We start from the raw sequence: 23,403 nt of genomic DNA on the forward strand, positions 1-23,403 counted from the left end.
AATGACGCCAATCAAAAAAACCGAAATTAAAACCCACCCACCAAACATAATAGCTAAATATACTACATAAGGTAAAGTATGAAAAAATATACGTTATTGCTATCTGCATTATTATTCTCATCAATAACATATGCAGAGCAACTTCCTATAAAAATACAGGAAGGTTTACGGGAAAACATTGTTCACAAAGGGTTGTATTATAAATATATAAACATTGTATCATTAACCGATGAAATAATAATTGATGACGTTATTGTAAACCGGGGCAACTGCCAAAGAGTCATGGCCCCAACAGGAAACAAAAAATTGCATTATGGTCAGTCTATCCGCTATGACTATCCGAAAAATTGTCAAATTATGGAAATAACGGTCACAACTAACAAAGGTTCAGGCACATACTCAAAAAATTAAAACAACTCTATACACTTTTAACAGAAGTGACACGCAGAGCTCGGGCTCCCGGTGGTTATACCGTATCGATACGGCCCTCTGAGAGGGCCCGTAGCAGAAAATAATTAATAACATATCAAAGCACGTTGAACCTGTGTCGATTCACTGATGCGATACTATTCAGTGTTCACTATTATTTCACAAGCCACTCTATTAAGCTCAACAAATTCATCCCATGTATATAGATTGGCATAGTTAAGTGCATACTGTTTATCCACTCTACATATATCAGGTCGCTCATGATAAATAGTGCATAGCAAATTCGTTTCATTATAGTGCTTACAGATACCATCACCACGATCTAGAAACTGAGTTTCCTCCGCGCGGTCTACATGGCGGCAGCAAGCACCACATTTATCACAAGGAAAGCTATATTCAAGCGTTAGCGTCATAAGGAATCTAACCATTCGTCGAATGAATCTTCATTATCGACATCATAAGGCAAAGTGATATTATTTCGCTTAATTTCCTGAACGAGGATAATTTTACGTTCATATTCTGAATTTGTCGTTTGTAATCCATTCACAAATAACCGCATTTCAACGACATTAAAATTAAATTCCAATTGTGACAATTCAACTAGATATTGATCTAAAGCTAAATTAACCTGTTGATAATACTGCAATGTCAGCTCAAATTTATCACGAAATTTATTTAAAAAACGCCAGACCTTATTCATTAACTCACTGTACTCTAAAAAATAACACAGTGCTAATGTAACTAATCCCGAAACTAACGCCCCTATAAATATCGAGACATCATTTCCAAAAGGAAATGTTAATATACCATTTAGCCATGTTGTCAGCGCTGAGCCTAATATGACAGATATGCTTACTGAGATGATTTTTATTGCTGATTTTAACAAATCACCTAACGCTAAATTTTCTGGGTTAAAAAACAGCAACTTAACTGCTGAAACCAAGCTATTCCAAGATTCACGGATTAATTTACCCACTAGCTTTGTTGAGGTGAAAAATATATTTAATAAAGTGTTAGTGATGCTGGCTAATAAACCACCAAATAAACCATTTTTAAATTCCGTAAAAAAATCTTTAAAACGAACTTTCAATCTTTCCCAAATGTTAGTAACTACATTTCCCAAATCTTCTAAAAACACGTTAAATTTAAAATTTGATTTATGGCTATTGACCAATTTTGGGATAGCATCTTTTAATTCAAACCAAAGCTCTGCAAATACAATCCCTAGCATCTGCCTAGCCCCCATTCTGATGCCTGTATTGACAGCAGACAGGGCTGTATTAGCAAAAAACTTACTACTGCCATAATACTTACTGCTAACTTCAGCGTCATATTGCTTTCTAGCTGATTCATCGACAGCCTTCATCGCATCAAAATTGGCCTTTTCTTTATTCTTCAGCGTTCTTAATTTTTTTAATTCAACATCGGTCAGTTGCCCTTTATTTTCTAATGCACTTATATCTGCTTTTACTTGAGCTTGCTGAGATTGCATACGCAAAATAAAATCAGCCATTTTGCTGGCTTTTTTCGATTTATTTATTGTTTCATTAGTAAATGTTAAATTAGAATCGCGATTAGCTAAATCAGCGCCATTAAGCTCCGCTAAAACCCGAGCTGGGTCATTATGTACTTCATAAGCAGCGATGATATGGTCAAGGTTAGTCACATCATGTTGACTAAATGTCTCACCGGTATAAGCGTCCTTTAGCTCACCTTCAAGCTTTTTTTGCTTTCCCTGTCGATTTGTTTCTTTGTAATTTTGATGGCTATGATATTCATGGGAATCATATTCTCCGCGATTTTCATAGCGTTCTTGCTCTGCCTCTGTTGCCCAAATATTCTGCCTAACGTTATGTATGGTATCAACATCCCCACCTTTTTTATCCTTTAATAATAAAAAATCCAGACCAAAAGAAGTGGCCAAACTTTGAACAATTGTATCATTAATTTCTTTTTGCCAATTATAATTTGACTGTTGCATATACCTTACCTATAAAGTAGCCGCCTAACACGGCTACCTATGATTTACTACGCGTCATCAATATGAAGCATTAAGAGAGAGTGAATCGTTCTGTTTTATCTAATTGCTTATCCAGACTATCCTGATTTAGTACTTTTAATCCATTGCTATCAGTTTCAATTTCAATGACTCCATCGACAATAGTCGCTTCATTATTTTCATTCAATTTTGGTTTAAATAATGGAGTTGTTATTAGATTGGTCATAATTGACGCAAGGCTATAACCATTTTGAATGATGAGTTTCAAATTTAAGTCACTATTAATAACGCTAGAAACTGATTGCCCTGATGCTTTAGTACGTTCAATGAGTTCATTTGCTTCAGTCAATTTAGATAAATAAGGCTGGAATACTGTAAATTGCGCTTCCAAGACTTGATAAATAGCAGCGACATATTCTTTAGTTTTGGTTAAATTTTCTTTAGCGAGTGCCATTTTATATACAGCATCACTAACTTCAGAACGAATTTTTTGCGCATTATCTAATGCTTTTTCAGCATGAGAGTTATAAGCCCATCCCGCAATTGCCAGAATAGGTGCAACAACAGCTCCACCTAAGACCATCGCTCCTCCAGCCATCCCCCAACCGCCAGCAGCTAGCGAACCGCCACCTATCGCGGCCATTGTCGCATTATAAGCTGCGGCACCAGATAAGGCTGCGATTGGTGTACCTGTAGAAGCCGCAGCAAATGCCATCACACCACCATAGACAGCAAAGCCTGCAGCAGCACTTGACGCGCCAGCGCCAACTACTGTTCCGAGATACTCTGTCGCTGAAATCGCTAAATTTTGAATTTTATCAATTTCGTGACGTGGAATAGAAACTGTGATGTCTTTACCAGACTCATTAAGCTGCTTTAAAATTGCTTGAGCAAGAATGTTGAATTTATTAAAACTCTCACCAATGTTTAATTCTAATGTGCCAAGTTTTTCTAATTCAGCTGTTGTGCTGACATTGACTTCCTCTAGTACTTCTTTATTTTCATCGTAACGATGCTGTGCTTTGCCTAAAATATCCTCAGCTTCTGATTTAGTTTGATATCCGTCATATGCTTTTTTTCCGCCAAATGCAGCTGCCGCAATAGCAGCCCCAGCAATAATAAATGGAATAGCCATAGTACCCTCTTAACTTTTATGACATTGAAATAATCGACTATAAACGTGTAATATAGTCGTGTAGATTTTGTTCAAATTTTAACTTTAACCATTCAGGCTCTAATATCTTAATATTAGGTAGCCAGTATTGAATTAAAGGTAATATTTGTTTGTCACTCATTGCTACACATGAAATAGTAAAATAATTTTCATTCTCCTCAATAATAGATTGCTGAGGAAATATATCTCTTCTTTTAAAATATTCTGCTATCGAGGATGATATCTCAACCCTAACATTAAAATAGCTACTCGCTATCCATGGATCATGACTATGCAGCAATAGTCCTGCAATACTATCATCAAATTGAAATGACTCTTTACTTACATCCAACCACTCTATTCTATTTAATGAAAATGACTTTAATTTATCATTTTCAGTTGCCTTCAAATACCAAATCGTATTATGACAAACCAATTTATAGGGGTTTAAAATACGATTTTTACCCTTATAAAAAACTTGACACTTTCTTTTATTGTCAATTGAATACCTAATTTTTTCGTAATACTTACCAAGATAGTTTTTAACCCTGTGCTCAATACCATTGAAATTAATCATAACACTTTTACTTTGAATTGTTTGTGGAATACTTCTCAAAAATGATTGATTAAAATCAGGCAGATACTTATCTATTCCAAAAAAAGAAATCATTTTGTAATATTCGACAACAATCGAAAATCCATATTTAGAGCCTCCTTTGTGCTCTAAAATTAGACTCAGCGAGCCCAGATCTCGGTAAATTGTACGTTCACTGACATTAAAGCGTGTAGCTAATTCATATTTGTCAACTTCACCATACAAATAAGTATCTAGAATGATTGTTGCTAATCTTATCCCTTGATTTTTTTTATCATCATTCATGTTTATTCAAAAATAAGGCTATAAAAATTTAGGTTAAGGGAATTATACTAGCTATAGTGACAAATGGTGTCAGTGTGATCTAGTTATTTTTATAAGATAAATCTTAAAAATCAAAGAAGGTAGATTTGACCTTTATATCTAGGCTCATATTCTCTCTCATGGACAACTCCTTTCTCGCAGCTAGCTCGTCTGACGAATGTCTATCGTGACATACACCACGACCCGATCGTCAAACACTACCACCGGAACTTTTTGAATACCAAGTTGACAGGCTTCTCCTCCCTGCCGTACCTCAGCAATCTGCTGCTGCGGTCACGCTGTCGACTGCCTCATAGCGTTTGTCTAGCGCTCAGCATCAACAGGTGAAGCGGGCAGTTCGCCAAAGACTCACGCCTGAACCATATCCGAGGGTAATCCCCCCGAAAAACCGGTGTGTTCATAAGTAGAATTTTCTCGTAATCTGAACCTGGGAGAATTCTATGAAGAAAGCACGTTTTACCGACAGTCAGATCATGTCTATCCTGAAACAAGCAGAGGCCGGAACACCGGTAGCTGAACTGTGCCGCGAGTACGGCATGAGCAATGCCAGTTTCTATAAATGGCGTTCACGCTATGGCGGAATGGATGCTTCTATGGTGGCCCGCCTCAAAGAGCTGGAAGATGAAAACCGCCGCCTTAAAAAGATGTATGCCGAAGAACGCCTCAAAGCCGAGATCATTCAGGAGGCCATGGCAAAAAAGTGGTAAAGCCATCATGCCGGAAGCAGATGGCGCAGGATGTAGTCAGAAGCCGAAACGTCAGTATACGTTTTGCCTGCCAGCTGTTTGCTGTCAGCGAAAGTTGCTATCGTTATCGGCCTAAACTGAATGAAGAAAATCAGGTCATTGCCGACGGGTTGCTCCGCATTACTGACAGTCAGCGCAACTGGGGGTTTGGCCTGTGTTTTTTGTACCTGCGCAATGTAAAAGGCCTGCGGTTCAACCACAAAAGGGTGTACCGGATTTACTGCGAGTTGTCACTGAACATGCGCATCAAGCCCAAAAAACGACTGAAGCGGGATAAACCGGAACCACTGACAGTGCCTGAAAGCAGCAATGAATGCTGGTCAATGGACTTTATGCATGATCAGCTATCAGATGGTCGCTCTGTCCGTTTACTGAATGTTATCGATGATTTTAATCGTGAGGCACTGGCCATAGAGGTGGATTTTTCTCTGCCAGCAAGTCGGGTAGTCAGAACACTGGAGCAACTCATTGAATGGAAGGGAAAACCCGCAGCCATTCGGTGTGATAACGGACCGGAATATACAGGTAACATACTGATATCATGGGCAGCTCAGCAGAATATAATGCTTCGCTTTATACAACGAAGTTCAATACGGTTGTTGGCAGTTAGTGCACGTATTACAAATGCAGAGCTACTTTTGTGCTGTATAAACCTTTATGCGTGTATCTACCCGCCTGAAAACGTTAATGCCTTCAGATGATAGCTGCTCATCTTGAGTGAAAACACCAAGAAATCGATACAGCGTCCGGTTCAGCTCGTCACAAGAATGAGCCATTACGATACGATAACACCATGTCTCCCTGTAGTTGCGCAGTGAATTAAGACTTTTTTCCGTTATCAGGTCGCCATCAATGGACAGTGAGTTGTCCCACTCCCCGGCCTTATATAAACGCGGAAACCAAACTATCACATCCCCGTCCAACCCGATCGCCTTTACAACAGTCTCAGGTACCCGCCAGCTACCTGATTGGTGGTGTCCTTTATTATCTCCATAACCAAAACACTGCAAAGCATCCCTGTGATATCGGAATGCAGCATAAGGTCCTGCTTCAATAAAGCCTGCGTCCCTATACTTTTGAGCGGTATAACGGCCGTCATAGTCCCAGGGCCGGAACAAGCCCTGCGCTTTCAGTTGGACTTTTCTATCCCTAACAAGAAGGATGAACTCATCAACAAGATGATCGATCTTGTCCAGTGTTATGTTATTGGCTCGAATTCGTTTTTCAATAAACCCCGTCGCTTCCATGATATCCAACCGGCGGATCGCGTCAGCCATTTTAGCTTCATCACTGTCATGGTGCGCCTCGTCTATTTCAAGGTACAGTTTAAGCTGTGGAAAAAGCAGATCCGCAAGGTAAATCTTGCCGGAATGCCCTTCCTTTCGAATACACTGCTGGCAAACGAACTCAAGCTCAGGGTCATTCAACCTGTGAAAAATACGGTTGATGATATAGTGTTCCCAGCGCTTGTGAGAAATTTTTGATAGCGCACGAAGGATATAATCATCTTTACTCATGTTAATACCATTTAACAGCAAATAAACTATACTGCTTGTGACTTCAGCTCACATGCATCGTTACGTAACAACCCGGTTGTAGTGGCTAACTAAATTTGGTCTATTCACACTGACAATTCAAACCCTCACTGCAATTATCCTGACCTTTTTTATTTTTTATATTCTCAAGCGCTTTTTTGAAATTACTGAACGCTTCATCATATGAAAAACTTCCTGAGCTGGGGTGTTTTACCCAGCACCACTCAATAGCGTCTACCTCCGGTAGCTGGTCCCACAGCTGGGTCCCCAGGACGATAATGATTTGCGGTTTTAATTCTTTCACAACGTTTAAAAATGGCTGCCTGGCCTCATCCCACATTTCCGGTGTCGGCGATATCCGGCTTGTTATCCCGACGATATCCTGTATGTAGTTATAAAAAGCCACCTGCTCCCATGCCGCCCTTCGTTCAGTATCATCCGGCGCGTCTTTGGATAAACGCAGTAAATTAGTCAGAAGTGTGAAAAACCGGTTTCCCGGTGCATACGCATTCTCATCGATAACGTCTCTTGTGAATTCCGGATATGCATCCTCCGGGTCGCCATAATGAGATAATCCGAGAATCATCACCCTGGCCCCGTAGATACTGTCTTCATACTGACGGCCAATAAAAGGTAAAAAACCGCTCATATTTTTTCCTCAGTTGCATTATTACTCCCGCAGAGGGGTTAAATAGCGGGCTCCGGGGGATGGAAATACGCAATACTCGCCTGCTGATATATAACAGGTCCCCCGTCCCAGTTTCAGCTGTTCAGGCAACTGACCACTATTCCCGCCGACACCTTAAAATTTCTCAATAACAGTTAAATCTCTGAGCTTTCATAAACAGCCGCCAACTCTTCCATTTTCTCTCTCACCAGCTCAGCTACGGCTTTGCGGGCTGTGACCTTTGGCCTGACAGATAAAACAGCGAGCAGTTCTTTAATGTCTGGTAGCCTGTTACGGTAGATGTACTCTTCATACAGGGTCTTAAAACCAGCTAAATCGGCATTGAGTTCTTCACAGACCAAAGCCATGGCTTCTTTTCGTTTCTCAGCCACGAACAGATTGAACTGTTTTTTGACAAAACCTTCGACCTTATCGTCTGATTTTGGCTTCAGCCCGGGTAGCTTGGTATCGATGAAGTCCCTGAACAGTTGCTTTTTATGACGTAGCTCAGGGTCGGTCTGTAAGACATTCAGGATCATGTCACGGGTGAGGTCATAAGTTTTCTGATTAGCGTCACCTTTCTTCAGCTTCTCAATCAACTGAATGATGTAGGTCACGTTAACCTCATCACGTTTGATCAGATCGATCTCAAAGTCAAAATCAAAGTTGAACTGCTCTGGATTAGGTTCATCTGACCCCTTTTCATCACCGGTACTGACATCAGGTTTCTTCTTCCGGCGTTCACGCTGAGCGGCTTCTAAATCTTCACGCTTATCAAGGTATTTACTCTGGTAATCCAGTAATGTTTGCTCATCGATATCCAGTACTTCATTCTGAAGGTCTTCATGGAACTCACTGAAAGTCTTCAGGGTATTTTGCAATCTCAGGACATCACGGAATTTAGCTAAGAAATTTAACTGGTCTTCTTCTTTGTAAAGCTCATCCACCGCATCCGGTGTTTCAGCGATGGCTTTGAGCTGTGCCACTCCATCTCTGAAGGAGTCCACCAGATCAGGATAAGGTTTCATGATCACAGTGCTGATCACCTCATCGACACCACCGGCCTTAGCATCACGGTTCGCAAAGATCGACAGGGCCTCATCGGTGGCATCTTTCAGACGACGATAACAAACGATATTGCCGTGTGATTTCCTGGCATCAAAGACACGGTTAGTCCGTGAAAAAGCCTGGATCAACCCATGGTGTCTGAGGTTCTTATCCACGTACAAGGTGTTCAGTGGTTGACTATCAAAACCGGTGAGGAACATACCCACCACGATAAGCAGATCGATTTCTTGATTCTTCACTCGCTTGGCAAGGTCACGGTAGTAGTTCTGAAAGCCATGACTGTCCACGCCATAGTTAGATTTAAACATGACGTTATAATCCGTGATCGCGGCGCTCAAAAACTCTTTCGCACTGCTTTTCATGGCACTAACTTCAAAACTCTCATCTAAAATATCACCAATAGCATCCTGCTCTTCATTAGCTGCAAATGAGAAGATAGTCGCAATGCGAAGAGGTTTACTTGTGACTTATCCAGCCCCAGCTCCTTGGCAATTTGACGTCCTTTCAGCCATGATGACTCATCTGATAACTCTGAGTTTGCCTTTACAAACCATCACTCCTTTCTAGCTACATACCAACCATTCGTCGCATACTTTGCGTCCACGACGCTTTAAATGCTGAATCTCCAGCGAACAACTTGTAGAGCTCAAGTTCATCTTTACGGCGTTGTAGCATGATTTCCTTGAGCATTTTTTCGAAGGCCAAATCTCGATTATGGGGATCTGGGTTGTTTTTGTATTTCGATTCGAAGTCAGGGTGATTGCGGATACTTTCAGCGATGTTCACGAACTTAACCTTTTGCTCTTCAGGTGTGGCACTCCAGCCCTGGAACCATCGCTCATTAAATGTGCGAATAACTTCATCCAGCGGGTCAGTTTCTTTTTCACCGCCATGCACCCCACGTGGGTTTGGATTTTGAGGATCAAGCTCCGCTTCTTGGTCACTAAGTTTAATGCTGTGGTTAAGCTTCACACGTTGCAAACCGTATGAACTCAGATCGACAGAATCGAGAAGCTCATCAATAGCATCAGCATCGGGATCTTCCACTTTCAATTTCGGTATTAAAAACTTCAGGAACCAAAACAGTTTTTCCCAGCTGACCATTTCATAAGGCATGATAGAAGCCATCTGCCCATAGATTTTAACGAACTGTTTGGCTTTAATCTTAAAGTCCACTTTAGCTTCAGCTTCAAGATCTAGTTCATGGTCAAACCGCGCTGCAGCAATATCAATGATTGGACTGAGTGTTTGGGCGTCTTCATTCTTGAAATAACGCGTCACAAAGTCTTCAACTTCATACCACTCGTACACACCGACATCGTCCATTTCATCTTTCAACTCGTGCAGTACGTTTATATCTGTAGCTTGGGACAATGACGTTGCTGTATAGAAAGGATCGAATGCTGATTGAATATCTTCAACCGAGTTGAAAAAATCCAGGATAAACAAGTCTTCTGTTTTCTTCCCTAGCTTAGGTGCACTGCGATTGAGCCTAGATAGCGCCTGAACACACAAGACACTGGCGAGCTTCTTATCTACATACATGGCGCAAAGTTTAGGCTGATCAAACCCAGTCAGATACTTGTTCGCAACCACTAAAAGTCGATACTCATCGGTATCAAACATATCTTTGGTATCTGACTCTGCAAAACCATTAATATCTGCTTCGGTATATTCAATACCATCAACTTCTTTGGTTCCTGAGAAAGCAATGGCAACTTTAAAGGGGTTCCCTTGCTCCTCAAGTATTCGCCTTATCGCTTTGTAGTATCGAATGGCCGTCTCAATATTTTGAGTGACCACCATTCCTTTACCTTTACCTTTGAGCTTTTTCGTATTCACGACATGCGAAACAAAATGCTCCAGCATAATCTCTGCCTTGGTATCAATTGTTTGCTGGCTTCGTTCTACATAAGCTCTGAGTTTTTTCTGCGCCTTTTTGGTATCAAACTCAGGGTTATCAGCTATTGATTTCTCAATCTCATAATAACTTTTGTACGTCGTATAATTTGCCAGCACATCCAAGATGAAGCCTTCTTCAATGGCTTGTTTCATCGAATACAAGTGAAACGGCTTGTAAGAGCCATCTTCTTGGCGTTGACCAAATTTCTCCAAAGTGCTGTTTTTTGGTGTCGCTGTAAATGCCAGGTACGACGCATTCCCGCGCATCTTACGCGATCTCATCGCCTGAAGGATTTTATCCTGAGCATCTTCTGCCTCTTCGACTTCAGACTTGCCCATCGCTCGGTTCATATTGTCATGCGCCGAACCAGACTGTGAGCTGTGTGCTTCATCGATGATCACTGCAAAGCGCTTGTCACTAAGATCGGCGATACCATCAATAATGAACGGGAATTTCTGAATCGTCGTTATAATAATCTTTTTGCCATTCTCCAGCGCCTGCTTAAGCTCAGAAGACTTGTTCGCTGGGGCAATAATGTTCTTTACTTCAGAAAACTCTTTAATGTTATCCCGCAGCTGCTTGTCCAATAGGCGTCTATCGGTGACCACAATCACAGAGTCAAACAACGGCTGCTCCAAGCTTTTTCCGCCTGCCACATCAGACGAAGCAGGATAGGTTTCAATTAGCTGATAAGCTGCCCAGGTAATCGAGTTAGACTTACCTGAACCGGCTGAGTGTTGAATTAAGTAAGTCTGACCGACACCGTGCTGGGCGGCATGGTCTACTAATTTTCTCACCACATCCAATTGGTGGTATCGAGGAAAGAACAGGGTTCGCTTTGGTAATGGATCTTTGCTTGACCCATCCAGACGCACAAAATGCTGAATAATATTCGCCAAGCTGTCTTTAGTGAATACTTCTTGCCATAGGTATGCCGTTTTATGGCCAGATGGATTCGGCGGGTTGCCTTGTCCAAGATTGTGACCTTTATTGAACGGCAAGAAGAATGTACTGCTACCTGATAACTTGGTGGTCATATACACTTCGTCGGTATCGACCGCCATATGCACTAGGCAGCGGCCAAAGGTCAGCAATGGCTGAGTTGCATCCCGATCATCTCGATACTGCTTTTGGCCGTGATAACGTGCTGTTTGCCCGGTCCATGCGTTCTTCAACTCCAGCGTTATCAAGGGTATTCCGTTGATAAACAATACCATGTCGATTTCTTGTAGGGGATTTACCATGGAATAGCGCACTTGGCGAGTACAACTAAACACGTTATCTGCAAAGTTTTGCTTTACCTTCTCACTACTGCTTGCCAAAGGGGCTGGATAGAGCAAATTGAAATGAGCATCGTCTACGCTTAGCCCTTTCTTAAGTAAATGAAGAATGCCATGCTTCTTAATCAGTCGGTCAAATCGTTCGAGTAACTTACGCTGCCAATCTGAGGGGTTGTTCTTTTGCAGTTTGGCCAACTCTACTTCTTGTGTCTTTTGCAGAAATTGCCAGAAAAAACGTTCATCAATGGCATATTGCATATTAAAGTCACTAGCAGCACCAATGAAGTATCCAGCACCCAGTGACTGCTGACTCAGTCCCTCTTTAAGCTCTTCAGTACTGATCCCAGCCAGACATTTCTCAATGGCCGACTCTAATGCTTGTTCATTGGTTTGACTGACCATAATTGTAAATTCCCTTAATCAAAATTCTTCTGTTTCATTGCTTCAGCCGCTTTTTGCAGCGGTCCTTTCAAGGCTTTTTCTAACTTTGTCATCTGCTCTAAGTGCCACGCAACCGCTTGGGGCCAAGTCTCTTTGTTAAACCCGTCAGCTTTGGTCGAAAACTGGATACGGCAAGATTTCTTCTCATCCAGCCTCATCCACTCAAGTTCTGCACCAAAAGTATGCTCAATGTCTTGTTTGGACTGACTCAACAAATCAAAAAGGTATTTATTCTCTTCGGTAACCCCACGGCTGATCCAAAGCTCTACTCGAAGCTCTTTTTGCAGAAATATCAGGTTATACGGACATCCACTTAGCCCTGAGCCTGCTGATAACCAATGATCTTTGCTTGGGCTAATGTTGTTATAGAGTTGGCAAGAGCTTTTCTGAAACGCCTCTAAGGCACGCTCCCAGTACTCGCGACGCACGGTATGGCGGTTTTTTAGTACCACTTCGGTGGTTTTTTCTTCCGCTTCCTTGGCATTAATGCCGATCATCAACTCTTTCGCTTCTGGCGTTGGAATGATCTGGTCAATATTAATCAGTAGCTGTTCACCCAGTGAATAAGGCGTGATTTTGAAGCAGGCAATGCTAATGCCTTGACCCAATAACCACAGCGCGGTGCTGGTCACTTCTTTGCGAAAGTTTGCCGCAACTAACATAATGCGCTGGCTGTTACCCAGGTTGAGCTTTAACTCATCGAGATCGGGCGCATCCAAAAACTCACATATTCTAGCAGAGGCACTTGCAGGGGTATTAAACAAGTCAACCTCTCCTGTTACAGGCTCATAGCGGTCTAAGTACTGCTGGTAAATTTCAACGATTTGCGCTTTGGTTAAACTTGCGCAGTAGGAGGCATATTTAAGCGCCTGCCACACCACATCGCGGCCACTGTCGTCCAGCTTGTTTTCAATAATGACCAAGTTGCCATCTTTATCCAGTGCCAGTAAATCTAAGCGTTCACGGGTGTCATCAAAGCCATCGAACTCTTTTTGAATAATCAGCAGCTCTTCACCCAGTGCGGAAGGCTCGTGTGCCAACCATTCCTGAAGATTTTTGCGCTCAGTAAAGCCCAACTCACTGAACTTCTTTGTCCTAACAGGACTAATCCTGTTGGTTTGATGATTTACCGTGAACATATTCGCGTCCTATTGCTCAACCATTTCTGGGGTGATCTTGATTTTTCCTGTTACGGCGCTGTTGATCAGGGTGGTTTTATATTCTTTAAGCTTTTCGATTTGCTTTTCTTTGATCGAAATAGCTTCGTCGATTAGAGCGGTTTTCTTGTCTAGAAAGTCGGCGACCTCTGCCTGAACAAATTCATCAGGAAAACAGAAAACTTCATTTAAATACGAATTCGCATCAAGGTTTTGGATACCTGTTGTTTGCTTAATAGATACGTAATTGACACCTCGACTATATAAACTAAAAAATACATACTTTAAAAAACTGTGATTTACCCAATTTTTTGGAGTCATTTTTGCGACGAAGTTTGACGTGACTGCCGTATAGCTTTTATCAAACAAAACAACTCTACCAACTAAAGTTTTATCGCCTCCACCTGATTTTTCTATCAATAAATCACCAAATTTCAATAGGCGACTTTTCCGTTCGTTTTCAGGTATGGAACGGTAAGTAAGTTTTTCATCAGAAACATTCAGTTTTTGCTCGTCAAAATCCGCGACTCTTACTACAACCAATTCATCTTTACCATTTGGATCAGCCCCCCATAAGCCATTGACGCATCCATTGATCGTATTTTTCAATCTTGTAATCTCCCAATGCTCTGGAATCTTACCAATCCAATCCACACCGGAGTCTTTCATTGGCACATTGGGATCAAGCCCTTGGGTCACCGCCTGTTGGATGATGATCTGCTTATGTTCTTTTAACAGATTAATTTGCTTTTCTTTGATCGAAATAGCTTCGTCGATTAGAGCGGTTTTCTTGTCTAGGAAGTTGGCGATTAGGGTTTGTTCTTCTAGAGGTGGAAATACCAGCAAGCTATTCGCAATATGGTTAAAACTAATTGTTTGTCGTACCCCTGAACCCAACAGCTTCATATAAGCAACATCATATCTGTGCAAAAGATATTTGAAATACTGCTTTTGCAGTTCTTCCTTTTCTCTAATGACGATATATCCTGCACTAACAACCACATCGATTTCTGAAAGAGCAATTCTCAAACTGATCAAGTCGTAATTTAGATTTAACGGATTTATTAAAAACTCACCAGATAATACCTCCTGATAAGAGGCTTTAGTGCTTAGTAAAATCTTTTCATCATCTTTTGTAACCACTTTTCCAAAACTAATAGCACCGCAATTCAAGCTCATATTTGGCCTATGCTTCTTTTCATAAAAGAGATGCTTTAACTTTCTAATATCCCAGTGTTCCGGTACATCACCAATCCAGCCCTCGGTAGAGTCCTTGTAAGTTTGATATTTAGGCATTTCAGCAATATTTGTCATAACTGCTTACCCCTGAACCTTTTTTACTTCCGCACCAAGAATCTGCGCAATCAAACCTTCGGCTTTTTGTTCTAGGTTGATGATGTCGGTTGCGACCTCTTCTAAACTACGCAGCGGTTTATGACGGTAGAAATACTTATTGAAGCTGATTTCATAGCCAATTTTTACCGTATCTAGGTTTATCCATGCTTCATCGACATGAGGCTTCACTTCATCTAGGAAGTACTGGTAAATGCTTTGCTTTAATGGAACAGATTCTGTATCTCGCAGGTCTGAATTGGTCTCGTAAGTGATATACTCGCCTTTTTTACCGCCTTCTGCTGAAGGAACGGGGTAATAACCAAAATCTGGCAAGTCAGCGACTTCACACTCATAGCGCTCCAGCAGGTCGTTTAATTTATCACCCGTTAATTTAACTACCTTTTTAACCACTTTCTTGGCGGTTTCGTCATACCAGCTCACCGCGTGAAGAATGGCATTTTTCTCAGGTGCTGAAAGCTTAATAGCATGGGCTTTTAGCGATTTATCAACTTGGGTTTTAAAGCTATTGAAGTCATCAAATTCAATGCTACCGATGTCAGCCATCAGCGTTTGTGCAGTTTCAAGCAATGCTTTTAGCGCCAGCCAGTGTTTCACATCAAGCAGTTTGGCCTTAGCCTTAGCATTGAGACTGATGTCGTTATCTTCACACCAAGAAAGAATGTCTTTCTCGATGGATTTTAAGAAGCTCTTTTTCTGATCTGACCCGTAGCCAGTTTTTTCGTAAACACGTTCGCCGTGCTCTGCGTACACGTACTCCATCACTTCACTAAGTTGCTTATCAAAACGCAGTGGGGCTATGGCATCTTGAGTAAACTTGGCTTTGCGGCGATCTGGGCGCTCGATAGTGACTTTGTAGTAGCCAAAATCGTCATTGCTGAATACCTTACTGGCGATGCCAACAGGATCATTGTTTGCATCCAGTGCTCTTTCAACATCCTTACACGCGAGGTAAGTATCGGTAATTTCCGTGATGTGCTCAGGCGCAAATTCGCAGTTTTTGTTACCTAAGTTCTTGCGCAACTTACGGTAGAGCAAGCTGGCATCAATTAATTGCACCTTACCTTTACGCGCCTCAGGTTTATTGTTGTTCAACACCCAAATGTAAGTGGTAATGCCAGTGTTATAGAACAGGTTATTAGGTAACTGAACGATGGCATCTAGCATGTCGTTTTCAATGATGAAGCGACGAATATTACTTTCGCCACCGCCCGCATCACCGGTAAAGAGCGATGAGCCGTTATGAACAGAGGCAATCCGGCTGCCTAATGGACTTACGCTCGGATCTTTCATCTTGTTGACCATCTCCATTAAGAAAAGCAGCTGGCCATCACTCGAACGTGGCGTGGCATCCACCACTTCGAGATTTCCCCAATAGTCTTTCAGGCTAACCTTAAAACGCGGGTCAATCACATCACTGCCGTCTTTAATGTACTTCTGTTCAGACGCCCAACTCTTACCGTATGGCGGGTTAGACAACATAAAGTCAAAGCGTGAAGCCGCAAACTCGTCGGTAGACAAGGTTGAGCCTACTTTGATGTTCTCAGGGTTGTTGCCTTTGATCATCATGTCCGATTTACAAATCGCGTAGGTCTCGTCATTGATCTCTTTGCCGTAAAGGTAAATATCTCGGCTGTCGTTCGGGTAATTCTCTTCAATGAAGTTTTGAGATTCAGTGAGCATACCACCGCTACCACACGCAGGGTCGTAAACGGTCATGGTCAATGGTAGCTGCTCTTTCACTGGGTCAAAAACCAAGTGTGTCATCAGCTCAATCACTTCCCTAGGTGTAAAGTGCTCACCGGCTTCTTCGTTGTTTTCTTCGTTGAACTTACGGATCAACTCTTCGAACACGTACCCCATACCCAGGTTAGTAAGGGCTGGCATCTTGTTGCCATCTGGGTCTTCGACCGTTTCATGAGTTAAGTTGATGTAAGGGGAAACAAACTTTTCGACGACATCAAGAAGGACTTGCTTTGAGGCCATGTGACGAATTTGCGACTTGAGGTTAAAGCATTCAATGATTTCTTTAACATTATCGCTAAAGCCAAGCAGGTACTCTTCAAAGTTGGCGAGTAATATCTGTTGGTTATTCGTTGCGGTGTTGAACAGGGATTTCAGGGTCCATTTAGATGTATTGTAAAAAACATAACCACTAGCCGCCTTCAATGGTTCATCATCAAGCTCCGTGGCTTGCATCTCTTCTTTTTGGAACTTGACCTCTTCAAGCACGGCTTCTTTGGTGGGTTCAAGTAACGTATCTAAACGTCGTAATACCACCATAGGTAAAATCACATCGCGGTACTTACCGCGAACGTACACATCACGTAAACAGTCGTCGGCAATGTTCCAAATAAATGAGATGAGCTTGTTATGTACACTATGATCCATTTTCTTTTCCTGTTCAGTGTTGGTTGCACCCCACAAAGTTGCTGCAACGGTTTCACTATACATTTAAATTCTGTTCTTTCTGTAACGCCTAAATGGCCGCTACATCGTTCGATTAACTTGTTCTACCCGGCGCTAGATTTAAGTTTATGACACCATAAAGTGCCTGGCTGTTACGCAACCAAAGCTGATACTCAAAGCCCATTAATGAGTGCTCCGTAGAACAATCCACATGCCATTGGCGAAGCAAATAGCCAGCAGTAGCCGCTCTAATCTCAACTTTCATCACGCCCCCCGTCATGCCATAGTCTAGCTCAATCGCTTCGCTGTGCTCAATACGAGGATGCGGCACTAACTCTAGCTCTACAAAGCGATTCCATTGCCGGTCTTGGGGTTCGATCTCCATTTCAGACAAAGTGGAGTCTTCAAGCACAATAGCTGCTTTAATTCGAGTCAATACAAAGTCACGAAATTCACCATGCTCGCGGTCAAAACCACGAACGTGCCAACGCAGGCCATTGTCCACCAACGTATGCGGCACAATTTCACGTATTGTTTCACCGCTCGATAACGACACATAGGTGATACGCAAGGCTTTGCCTTTATGGATGGCCTCGGTAACTTTCGCCACTATCGATAAACTCGGCTTGTTAAGGTGATAAGGCGCTTCACACGCAAAAGGCGGTTTTACCTTGCCAGTAAAGCCATCTCCGAACCCTTGGCTAATTGTCGCCAATGTTCGAACGACGTCGTAGTCGAACAAGGGTTCAAATGCTTCACCTCGCTTATGCAGCTTGAGCTTTTGGTCATACTCAATGTTACCTGGTGCAAGCACTTTGTATAGCGCGAAGTCTTTCGTTGCTTGTGTAGCCGCTATGCTGAAGCGATCGACTAAATCTGCCCGTACCGCTTCCCCCTTAAACAATAAGGTGAAATCGATGTGAGCAATGCGATCCCGGATTGCTTGTGGCAACTGTGCTATCTCCGAAGCCCTATGTGACTTCGCCCCTACCGTTTGTTTCAGACCATCATTTATCATGCGTCTTGTTTATCCCATTCAAGCAATGTCTTAATACTCTGTTTATCAAGTCATGACTGGCATCGCATCATCACATTAAACTGATCCGCTCAACGCGGTTATTCATCCATACTGACTCAATCATCTCTACGGGTTGAAGCTGGACTGATGGATATAAAGTACGGAATAAGCCCCAACCTAATTAATTTTATTAGGCCTTATCCTATCATAAATTATTTTATAAGGAAGACTAAAAACCTACCCCAGAAGGGTTTTAAGGACAGACTAAATACCTTAATGGGTAAAAGCTCCATTCGTAACTTTGCAAGTGAATGTAACAATCAGTGATACCATAATTAGAAAATACCTAAGCGGTCAGAGCCTTCCGGGTATTGACAAAATTGAAGCAATAGTCAAGTACACAGGGTGTTCATTAGAGTGGTTAGTTACGGGAAAAGGTACTCTGCAACCTGCACCACCCAATAATGTCACACCGAAAGAAATTGAAGCGGGTTGGAACTACATCTTTCAGTCATTGACACTAGAAGAAAAACATCGCGTGATTTCAACGTTTAATCGAGGTGGATTACAGGCGCTATTTGCTGAAGGCATCATTAAATACAATGAAGATGTAATAAATTGAAATTTAAATATAAAAGTGACCAGACCGCTAAAACAATTATACCGAGGTATCACTTCCTATATGATTTATTGGTATTAGGTTAACGCTAAGTACGCGATTCTTGAATTCGCTCTTGTAGCCACTGTTCAACTTCACTTTTCAGCCATCTTGAGCTGCGTCCCAGTTTGATAGGCTTAGGAAACTGACCGTCCTGTATCAGTTTATAAAACCATTTATCCGATAACCCTGTCAGTTGTACAATAAATTTCATGTCAATAAACTTGTCTTCAAGTAGTGTATATTCAGTCATGAGAATAATTCCTTATATTAATAAAAATAAGGAGTAATAATTTTAATTACCACTCCCCTCATGACATTCCACTCAGAGTTATTTATTACAGATTTGTTTACTGTATCCAATTGATCGTTCTTTTACATCATAAGTCTTGGTGTATTCCTTAGTTAAATAAAAATAGTAATCCAGCATTATTTTCTTTTTCTCTTCAATATCATCGTCATATATGCTTAAGTTTTCATATTGAAAGAAACAGTAGTGAACAAGTTTTTTTTCATCTGATAAACCTAACGCACTATTCCATGCACTATCAATGATTCGCTGCAAGCGACTGCTTATATTACAATTAAAAAAACAATCCTTATTAAAAAACATCAGCACATGATAGTGTTTCCTTTCTGATTCCTCACCTATCTCTTTTACCCATACATATCTCATACCATCTTCATATTTTCTTGGTTTATGTTTTATTAATTTAGCCTTGTATTTCTTCATGGATTCAGAATGTCGTCTGTTTAACTCAGCTTTTATTTTACTTTTTACTGATGAAAAGAAACGAGTAATGACTTTGTTATTCCTCACAACAGAATAATCATAGATACCATCATCACAATCATCGTTAATAATCACAGGAAAGCGTAAATCAAACCTGACAACATAAATCCGCTTATACATTTCTAAAGAGGAATACAACTTATCTGTTACAATCATCTTATACTTTTCATTGAATTCGTATTTATCATTTATTTTTAATTTATCTTGATTCACAAAGACCACCATTATTGTTAAGTATAAAAGTAAAATTAAAAGGGATGTATTAACAAAAACCATGAGGGTGATTGAATTTAATTAATCACATAGTTTTTAACCTCCTGAAGGTTTATATGCTCAATGAATAAATAAATCTGTCTAGATAATAAAAACTATTCATCTGTGCAGAGCTGTATCACAAAGATATATCCTATATAGTTACACACTGACACCTACCCATTATCACTCACACTCTTTTCTATTCGCCATATAGATTATTTATTCATGTAATTAATCACATGCTAGTATTTTTATTTATATAGTTCATTTGATTAGAATACCTTTCTTATTTACCTGTACAATAACATTATTATATTATTACCTTATAATATAATAAACATATAATATAATAAATATATAATATATTACTATACCGTCAATATATAACTAAGTTAAACAGACTGAATACAGTAATATAACTGTACTGGATATGCATAATGATTTAAAAAACAACTCTGATATTATGTTTCCATTCAAGAAAAGGAAGCAGCACACTCTGACATCAGAAAAACACCTGAAAAACCTTAATCTCAATCACTACGCTAAAGATCACCACACCAGAAGATATGCAATCAGAGTATTTTATTACATACACATACAAGACAGGACAGGACAGGACAGGACAGGACAGGACAGGACAGGACAGGACAGGATTACCGCTCATTTTATAAAAATCAATATACTGATTTATAATAACAATCTAAAAGTGCAGCACCATTGACAGGGCCGTTACAAAATGATAAAAACCAAAAATAAATAAATCAAAAGTGCAGCACCGATCAGGATAAAGCCCATGACCAGTAAATACAGAAAAACCATAAATTTTAAAAGCAAAGAACTCTTTGATAAAATAGAGTCAATATCAAAAGCAATGGGATGTTCAGAATCAAATTTTCTTGAAGGAATAATTCAGGACTGGTACATTAAAAACAGAGAAAAAGAACCTCAGACATTAACATACCCTGTATATCTTGATACAAATAAAAAAGAATTGCATATCAGCAGATACCACCTAATAAAAAGCACAACAAAAGAAATTAATTTCTACAAAGATGATTTGATTCTTTACAGTAACAATAAGAAAATAAACGATATTTTTATATATGGAAAATTAGAAAATATCACATCAAACATGCTAACTAATCTATACGACACTGATGATGTTGATTTCTATATCGTCATTGTAAAGTCAGCAAAAATTTACATTAAAAATGATAATGCAGATAACAATAATAATAGATTCTCCATGAGGATAAGCATTGATATACTACCCATTCCTATCTTATATAAAAATGAAACAATCCCTGACAAAATAAAAAACCTTGATATAAGTAAAATAAAATACAATACATATAAGGACGAACTAACACGAATATACAAGAGCAATAAAAAAAGATTCTTGATTGCAGATACAGGTGGAAGAAATGGTGCATATTTCATAGAGAAAGGAACCCTGACTGATAGTGACATAAAATCAGTTGCCACTAAAAAAAAGAGCTTTAATTTAGTTATAGATAATAAGGTAATAGAAATGACATTTAAAGACAAATCACTCAAGGATTATTTATATAACAAAAACACATTTCGCACCTTAACATCAAGATCACGTAAAGATACGCAAGAAAAAATATAACCACCACAGGGGCAATCAATCAAGCCCCTCTATTAAAACTTTTAATCCCTCCCCCCTTAAACTGAAATCTTTGATTTGTTCTTCATAACTTAAATCACCTATCACAGCAACATTAAAGCAACTATAAAAAACCAAGTATATTAATCTGGAAAATTATTCAGTAATATATTATCAACAGGTCTGAACATGAATAATTACTTTATTTACTCATTAACACCCCCCCCATCCAAAACCTTTGAGTTATTATTTTAAAAGGATTGAAACTATGTTTAACTTACATCAACAAGAACCAGAGACGATTAAAGCTAACCTTGTCCATCCCCGTGGCAGAGATTCATTCTGGCGTTTTTACTTTGGTGCCATTCCCGGCTGGCAGCATATTGAAGGCGATATTTTTAAGATGATGGATAATCTGTGTGAGATTTATCACGGTGCCTTCTGGGAATTCAGTATGCTTTCTAATGGCGGGGCTTTTATCTGGCCTGACATGATTGAAACATCGCTCCCGATGTTTAACCCGCATAACGGTAATAATGCCGAACTGAGTCCGGAAGCAGCCGGTATCGCTGTCTGTTTAATGACGTTCAGTATCTGGTCATTTAAAACGGAAAGTCCCGTGCTGGTGGAGTATTTTTACCAGTTACGTGACTACGCCCTTCAGCATGACGAGTGTGCCGCTATTTTTCATCTTATCGATTAACTGAGGACGATATTCATGAAGAACCGTATATTACCCGACTCACCGGCTGCCGTCTGGCAGACGCTGCTGACTTACCTACTCAGGCAGCACTATGGCCTCACTCTGAACGACACGGAGTTTTGTGATGAGCGCGTCATTGAAGCCTGCCTCCGCCGTGGGGTATCGTTATATGAGGCACTGAACGCTTTTGCGGAGAAATACGCACTGGTCCGCACTGACCGGCGCAACAACGGTATCACTGAGCCGTCACATAGTATCACTGCGACCGATATTCTTCGGGCACGGAAAGCCACTGGTTTACTCGCATATCGAAGAACTCCCCCCACCAGCTGATACATCTTTGTATAAAAAGCCCGTACCTCATCTTATTTGTTTCTTTATCCCGTTCAGTACGGGTTTTTATCTGACTACCCTTTTACCCGTTTAATTTTACCGGAGAATGACTATGACGCGTTTAGCCTCGCGCTTCGGCAGGGCGAATATTATTCGTCGTGACCGCCCGTTAACCACCGAAGAATTATACTGCACAGTACCCAGTGTCTTTTCAGCAGAAAAACATGAATCCCGCAGTGACCGTTATACCTATATTCCCACCATAACCCTGCTTGAGAGCCTGCAAAAGGAAGGCTTTTATCCGTTCTTTGCCTGCCAGACCCGTGTCCGGGATGACAGTCGCCGGGAGCACACCAAACATATGCTACGCCTTCGCCGTCATAACCAGATCACCGGCGCCCAGGTACCGGAAATTATTCTGTTAAACAGCCATGACGGCACCAGCAGTTATCAGATGCTGCCGGGATTATTCCGTGCGGTTTGTCAGAACGGACTGGTCTGTGGTGATACCTTTGGTGAGGTCAGAGTGCCGCACAAAGGTAATGTCGTCGATAAAGTGATTGAAGGGGCTTATGAAATGCTGGAAACGTTTGATACGGTGGCTGAAAAACGCGAACAGATGCAGTCTCTGTTGTTACCACCACCGGCACAGCAGGCGCTGGCGCATGCCGCTGTCACGTACCGGTTCGGGGATGACCACCAGCCGGTCACAGAAGAACAGGTGCTGCAACCCCGCCGGTGGGAAGATAAGAAAGATGACCTGTGGACGGTGTACCAGCGTTTGCAGGAGAACCTGATTAAAGGCGGACTGTCCGGACGTACAGCCAAAGGGAAACGATCACATACCCGGGCCGTGACAGGTATCGATGGTGATATCCGTCTGAACAAAGCGCTGTGGGTGATGACAGAGAAAATGTATGAACACTTCACTGATCGTCAACAAATCTGAGTAAA

General features: G+C 41.0%; 20 protein-coding genes and 2 pseudogenes. 7 read left to right on the top strand and 15 right to left on the bottom strand.

All coding sequences use genetic code 11. From position 1 onward, the window contains the following. Window positions 1-78 precede the first annotated feature (78 nt). Window positions 79-411: a hypothetical protein gene (locus ACSBQN_RS13935; protein WP_349461009.1), complete on the top strand. Its 333-nt coding sequence runs from the start codon at window positions 79-81 to the stop codon at window positions 409-411. 155 nt (window positions 412-566) lie between these two features. On the opposite strand, the gene ACSBQN_RS13940 is transcribed toward ACSBQN_RS13935, so the two are convergent. From ACSBQN_RS13940 to ACSBQN_RS13960, 5 genes are all read right to left on the bottom strand, one after another. Then, window positions 567-857, bottom strand: coding sequence for a YkgJ family cysteine cluster protein (locus ACSBQN_RS13940; protein ID WP_354633376.1), 291 nt, complete (start codon window positions 855-857; stop codon window positions 567-569). Further along, a complete protein-coding gene (locus ACSBQN_RS13945; RefSeq protein ID WP_349461007.1) occupies window positions 839-2,410 on the bottom strand; it encodes a cobalamin adenosyltransferase in 1,572 nt (523 codons plus the stop codon). Before ACSBQN_RS13945 ends, ACSBQN_RS13940 begins: the two co-directional genes overlap by 19 nt. 70 nt (window positions 2,411-2,480) lie before the next feature. Then, complete coding sequence (locus ACSBQN_RS13950) at window positions 2,481-3,563, bottom strand: chemotaxis protein (protein WP_434991718.1); 1,083 nt, start codon at window positions 3,561-3,563, stop codon at window positions 2,481-2,483. A 37-nt stretch (window positions 3,564-3,600) separates the two neighbouring features. Then, window positions 3,601-4,461, bottom strand: a complete 861-nt coding sequence (locus tag ACSBQN_RS13955; RefSeq protein ID WP_354620635.1) for a helix-turn-helix transcriptional regulator — start codon at window positions 4,459-4,461, stop codon at window positions 3,601-3,603. A gap of 180 nt (window positions 4,462-4,641) precedes the next feature. Then, complete coding sequence (locus ACSBQN_RS13960) at window positions 4,642-4,761, bottom strand: DUF1525 domain-containing protein (RefSeq protein ID WP_349461106.1); 120 nt, start codon at window positions 4,759-4,761, stop codon at window positions 4,642-4,644. A 179-nt stretch (window positions 4,762-4,940) separates the two neighbouring features. On the opposite strand from ACSBQN_RS13960, the pseudogene ACSBQN_RS13965 reads away from it, so the two are divergent. Further along, a pseudogene (locus ACSBQN_RS13965) lies at window positions 4,941-5,827 on the top strand (IS3 family transposase); the annotation flags it as partial. A gap of 51 nt (window positions 5,828-5,878) precedes the next feature. Here the strand turns inward: ACSBQN_RS13965 and ACSBQN_RS13970 are convergent. The 8 genes and pseudogenes from ACSBQN_RS13970 to ACSBQN_RS14005 form a co-directional block, all read right to left on the bottom strand. Continuing rightward, window positions 5,879-6,763, bottom strand: a complete 885-nt coding sequence (locus tag ACSBQN_RS13970) for an AbaSI family restriction endonuclease (RefSeq protein ID WP_349461005.1) — start codon at window positions 6,761-6,763, stop codon at window positions 5,879-5,881. Window positions 6,764-6,863: 100 nt separating this feature from the next. Continuing rightward, window positions 6,864-7,430, bottom strand: a complete 567-nt coding sequence (locus ACSBQN_RS13975; protein ID WP_349461004.1) for a hypothetical protein — start codon at window positions 7,428-7,430, stop codon at window positions 6,864-6,866. 173 nt (window positions 7,431-7,603) lie between these two features. After that, a pseudogene (locus ACSBQN_RS13980) lies at window positions 7,604-8,980 on the bottom strand (type I restriction endonuclease subunit R, EcoR124 family); the annotation flags it as partial. Between the two features lie 103 nt (window positions 8,981-9,083). Beyond that, window positions 9,084-12,101 carry a type I restriction endonuclease subunit R gene (locus ACSBQN_RS13985; RefSeq protein ID WP_434991719.1) on the bottom strand — a complete coding sequence of 1,006 codons (3,018 nt, stop codon included), beginning with the start codon at window positions 12,099-12,101 and terminating at the stop codon, window positions 9,084-9,086. 14 nt (window positions 12,102-12,115) lie between these two features. Continuing rightward, window positions 12,116-13,279: a DUF4268 domain-containing protein gene (locus ACSBQN_RS13990; protein ID WP_210234565.1), complete on the bottom strand. Its 1,164-nt coding sequence runs from the start codon at window positions 13,277-13,279 to the stop codon at window positions 12,116-12,118. Window positions 13,280-13,288: 9 nt separating this feature from the next. Continuing rightward, window positions 13,289-14,611: a restriction endonuclease subunit S gene (locus ACSBQN_RS13995; RefSeq protein ID WP_434991720.1), complete on the bottom strand. Its 1,323-nt coding sequence runs from the start codon at window positions 14,609-14,611 to the stop codon at window positions 13,289-13,291. A 6-nt stretch (window positions 14,612-14,617) separates the two neighbouring features. Further along, complete coding sequence (locus ACSBQN_RS14000; protein WP_349481423.1) at window positions 14,618-17,041, bottom strand: type I restriction-modification system subunit M; 2,424 nt, start codon at window positions 17,039-17,041, stop codon at window positions 14,618-14,620. Window positions 17,042-17,153: 112 nt separating this feature from the next. After that, window positions 17,154-18,011, bottom strand: a complete 858-nt coding sequence (locus tag ACSBQN_RS14005; RefSeq protein ID WP_434991721.1) for a WYL domain-containing protein — start codon at window positions 18,009-18,011, stop codon at window positions 17,154-17,156. A gap of 373 nt (window positions 18,012-18,384) precedes the next feature. Here ACSBQN_RS14005 and ACSBQN_RS14010 point away from each other — a divergent pair, with 373 nt between their 5' ends. Next, the gene (locus ACSBQN_RS14010; RefSeq protein ID WP_434991722.1) at window positions 18,385-18,699 is read left to right on the top strand and encodes a helix-turn-helix domain-containing protein; all 315 of its coding nucleotides are present in this window, start codon (window positions 18,385-18,387) and stop codon (window positions 18,697-18,699) included. Between the two features lie 85 nt (window positions 18,700-18,784). Here ACSBQN_RS14010 and ACSBQN_RS14015 read toward each other — a convergent pair whose 3' ends face one another. Together ACSBQN_RS14015 and ACSBQN_RS14020 are read right to left on the bottom strand one after the other, a co-directional pair. Next, on the bottom strand, window positions 18,785-18,988 hold the full coding sequence (locus ACSBQN_RS14015) for a helix-turn-helix transcriptional regulator (RefSeq protein WP_434991723.1): 204 nt from the start codon (window positions 18,986-18,988) through the stop codon (window positions 18,785-18,787). 78 nt (window positions 18,989-19,066) lie between these two features. After that, window positions 19,067-19,741: a YagK/YfjJ domain-containing protein gene (locus ACSBQN_RS14020; protein WP_434991724.1), complete on the bottom strand. Its 675-nt coding sequence runs from the start codon at window positions 19,739-19,741 to the stop codon at window positions 19,067-19,069. An 835-nt stretch (window positions 19,742-20,576) separates the two neighbouring features. Here ACSBQN_RS14020 and ACSBQN_RS14025 point away from each other — a divergent pair. From ACSBQN_RS14025 to ACSBQN_RS14040, 4 genes are all read left to right on the top strand, one after another. Beyond that, on the top strand, window positions 20,577-21,416 hold the full coding sequence (locus ACSBQN_RS14025; RefSeq protein ID WP_354632134.1) for a hypothetical protein: 840 nt from the start codon (window positions 20,577-20,579) through the stop codon (window positions 21,414-21,416). A 265-nt stretch (window positions 21,417-21,681) separates the two neighbouring features. After that, window positions 21,682-22,116 (top strand): antirestriction protein, encoded by a 435-nt coding sequence (locus ACSBQN_RS14030; RefSeq protein WP_369441930.1) that lies wholly within the window; start codon window positions 21,682-21,684, stop codon window positions 22,114-22,116. Window positions 22,117-22,131: 15 nt separating this feature from the next. Then, window positions 22,132-22,449, top strand: coding sequence for a TA system toxin CbtA family protein (locus ACSBQN_RS14035; RefSeq protein ID WP_434991725.1), 318 nt, complete (start codon window positions 22,132-22,134; stop codon window positions 22,447-22,449). A 112-nt stretch (window positions 22,450-22,561) separates the two neighbouring features. Continuing rightward, a complete protein-coding gene (locus ACSBQN_RS14040; protein WP_434991726.1) occupies window positions 22,562-23,398 on the top strand; it encodes a DUF932 domain-containing protein in 837 nt (278 codons plus the stop codon). Window positions 23,399-23,403: the final 5 nt, after the last annotated feature.

Origin of the sequence: Morganella sp. B601 (assembly GCF_051172335.1) — a bacterium.
Classification (GTDB): Bacteria; Pseudomonadota; Gammaproteobacteria; order Enterobacterales; family Enterobacteriaceae; genus Morganella; species Morganella morganii.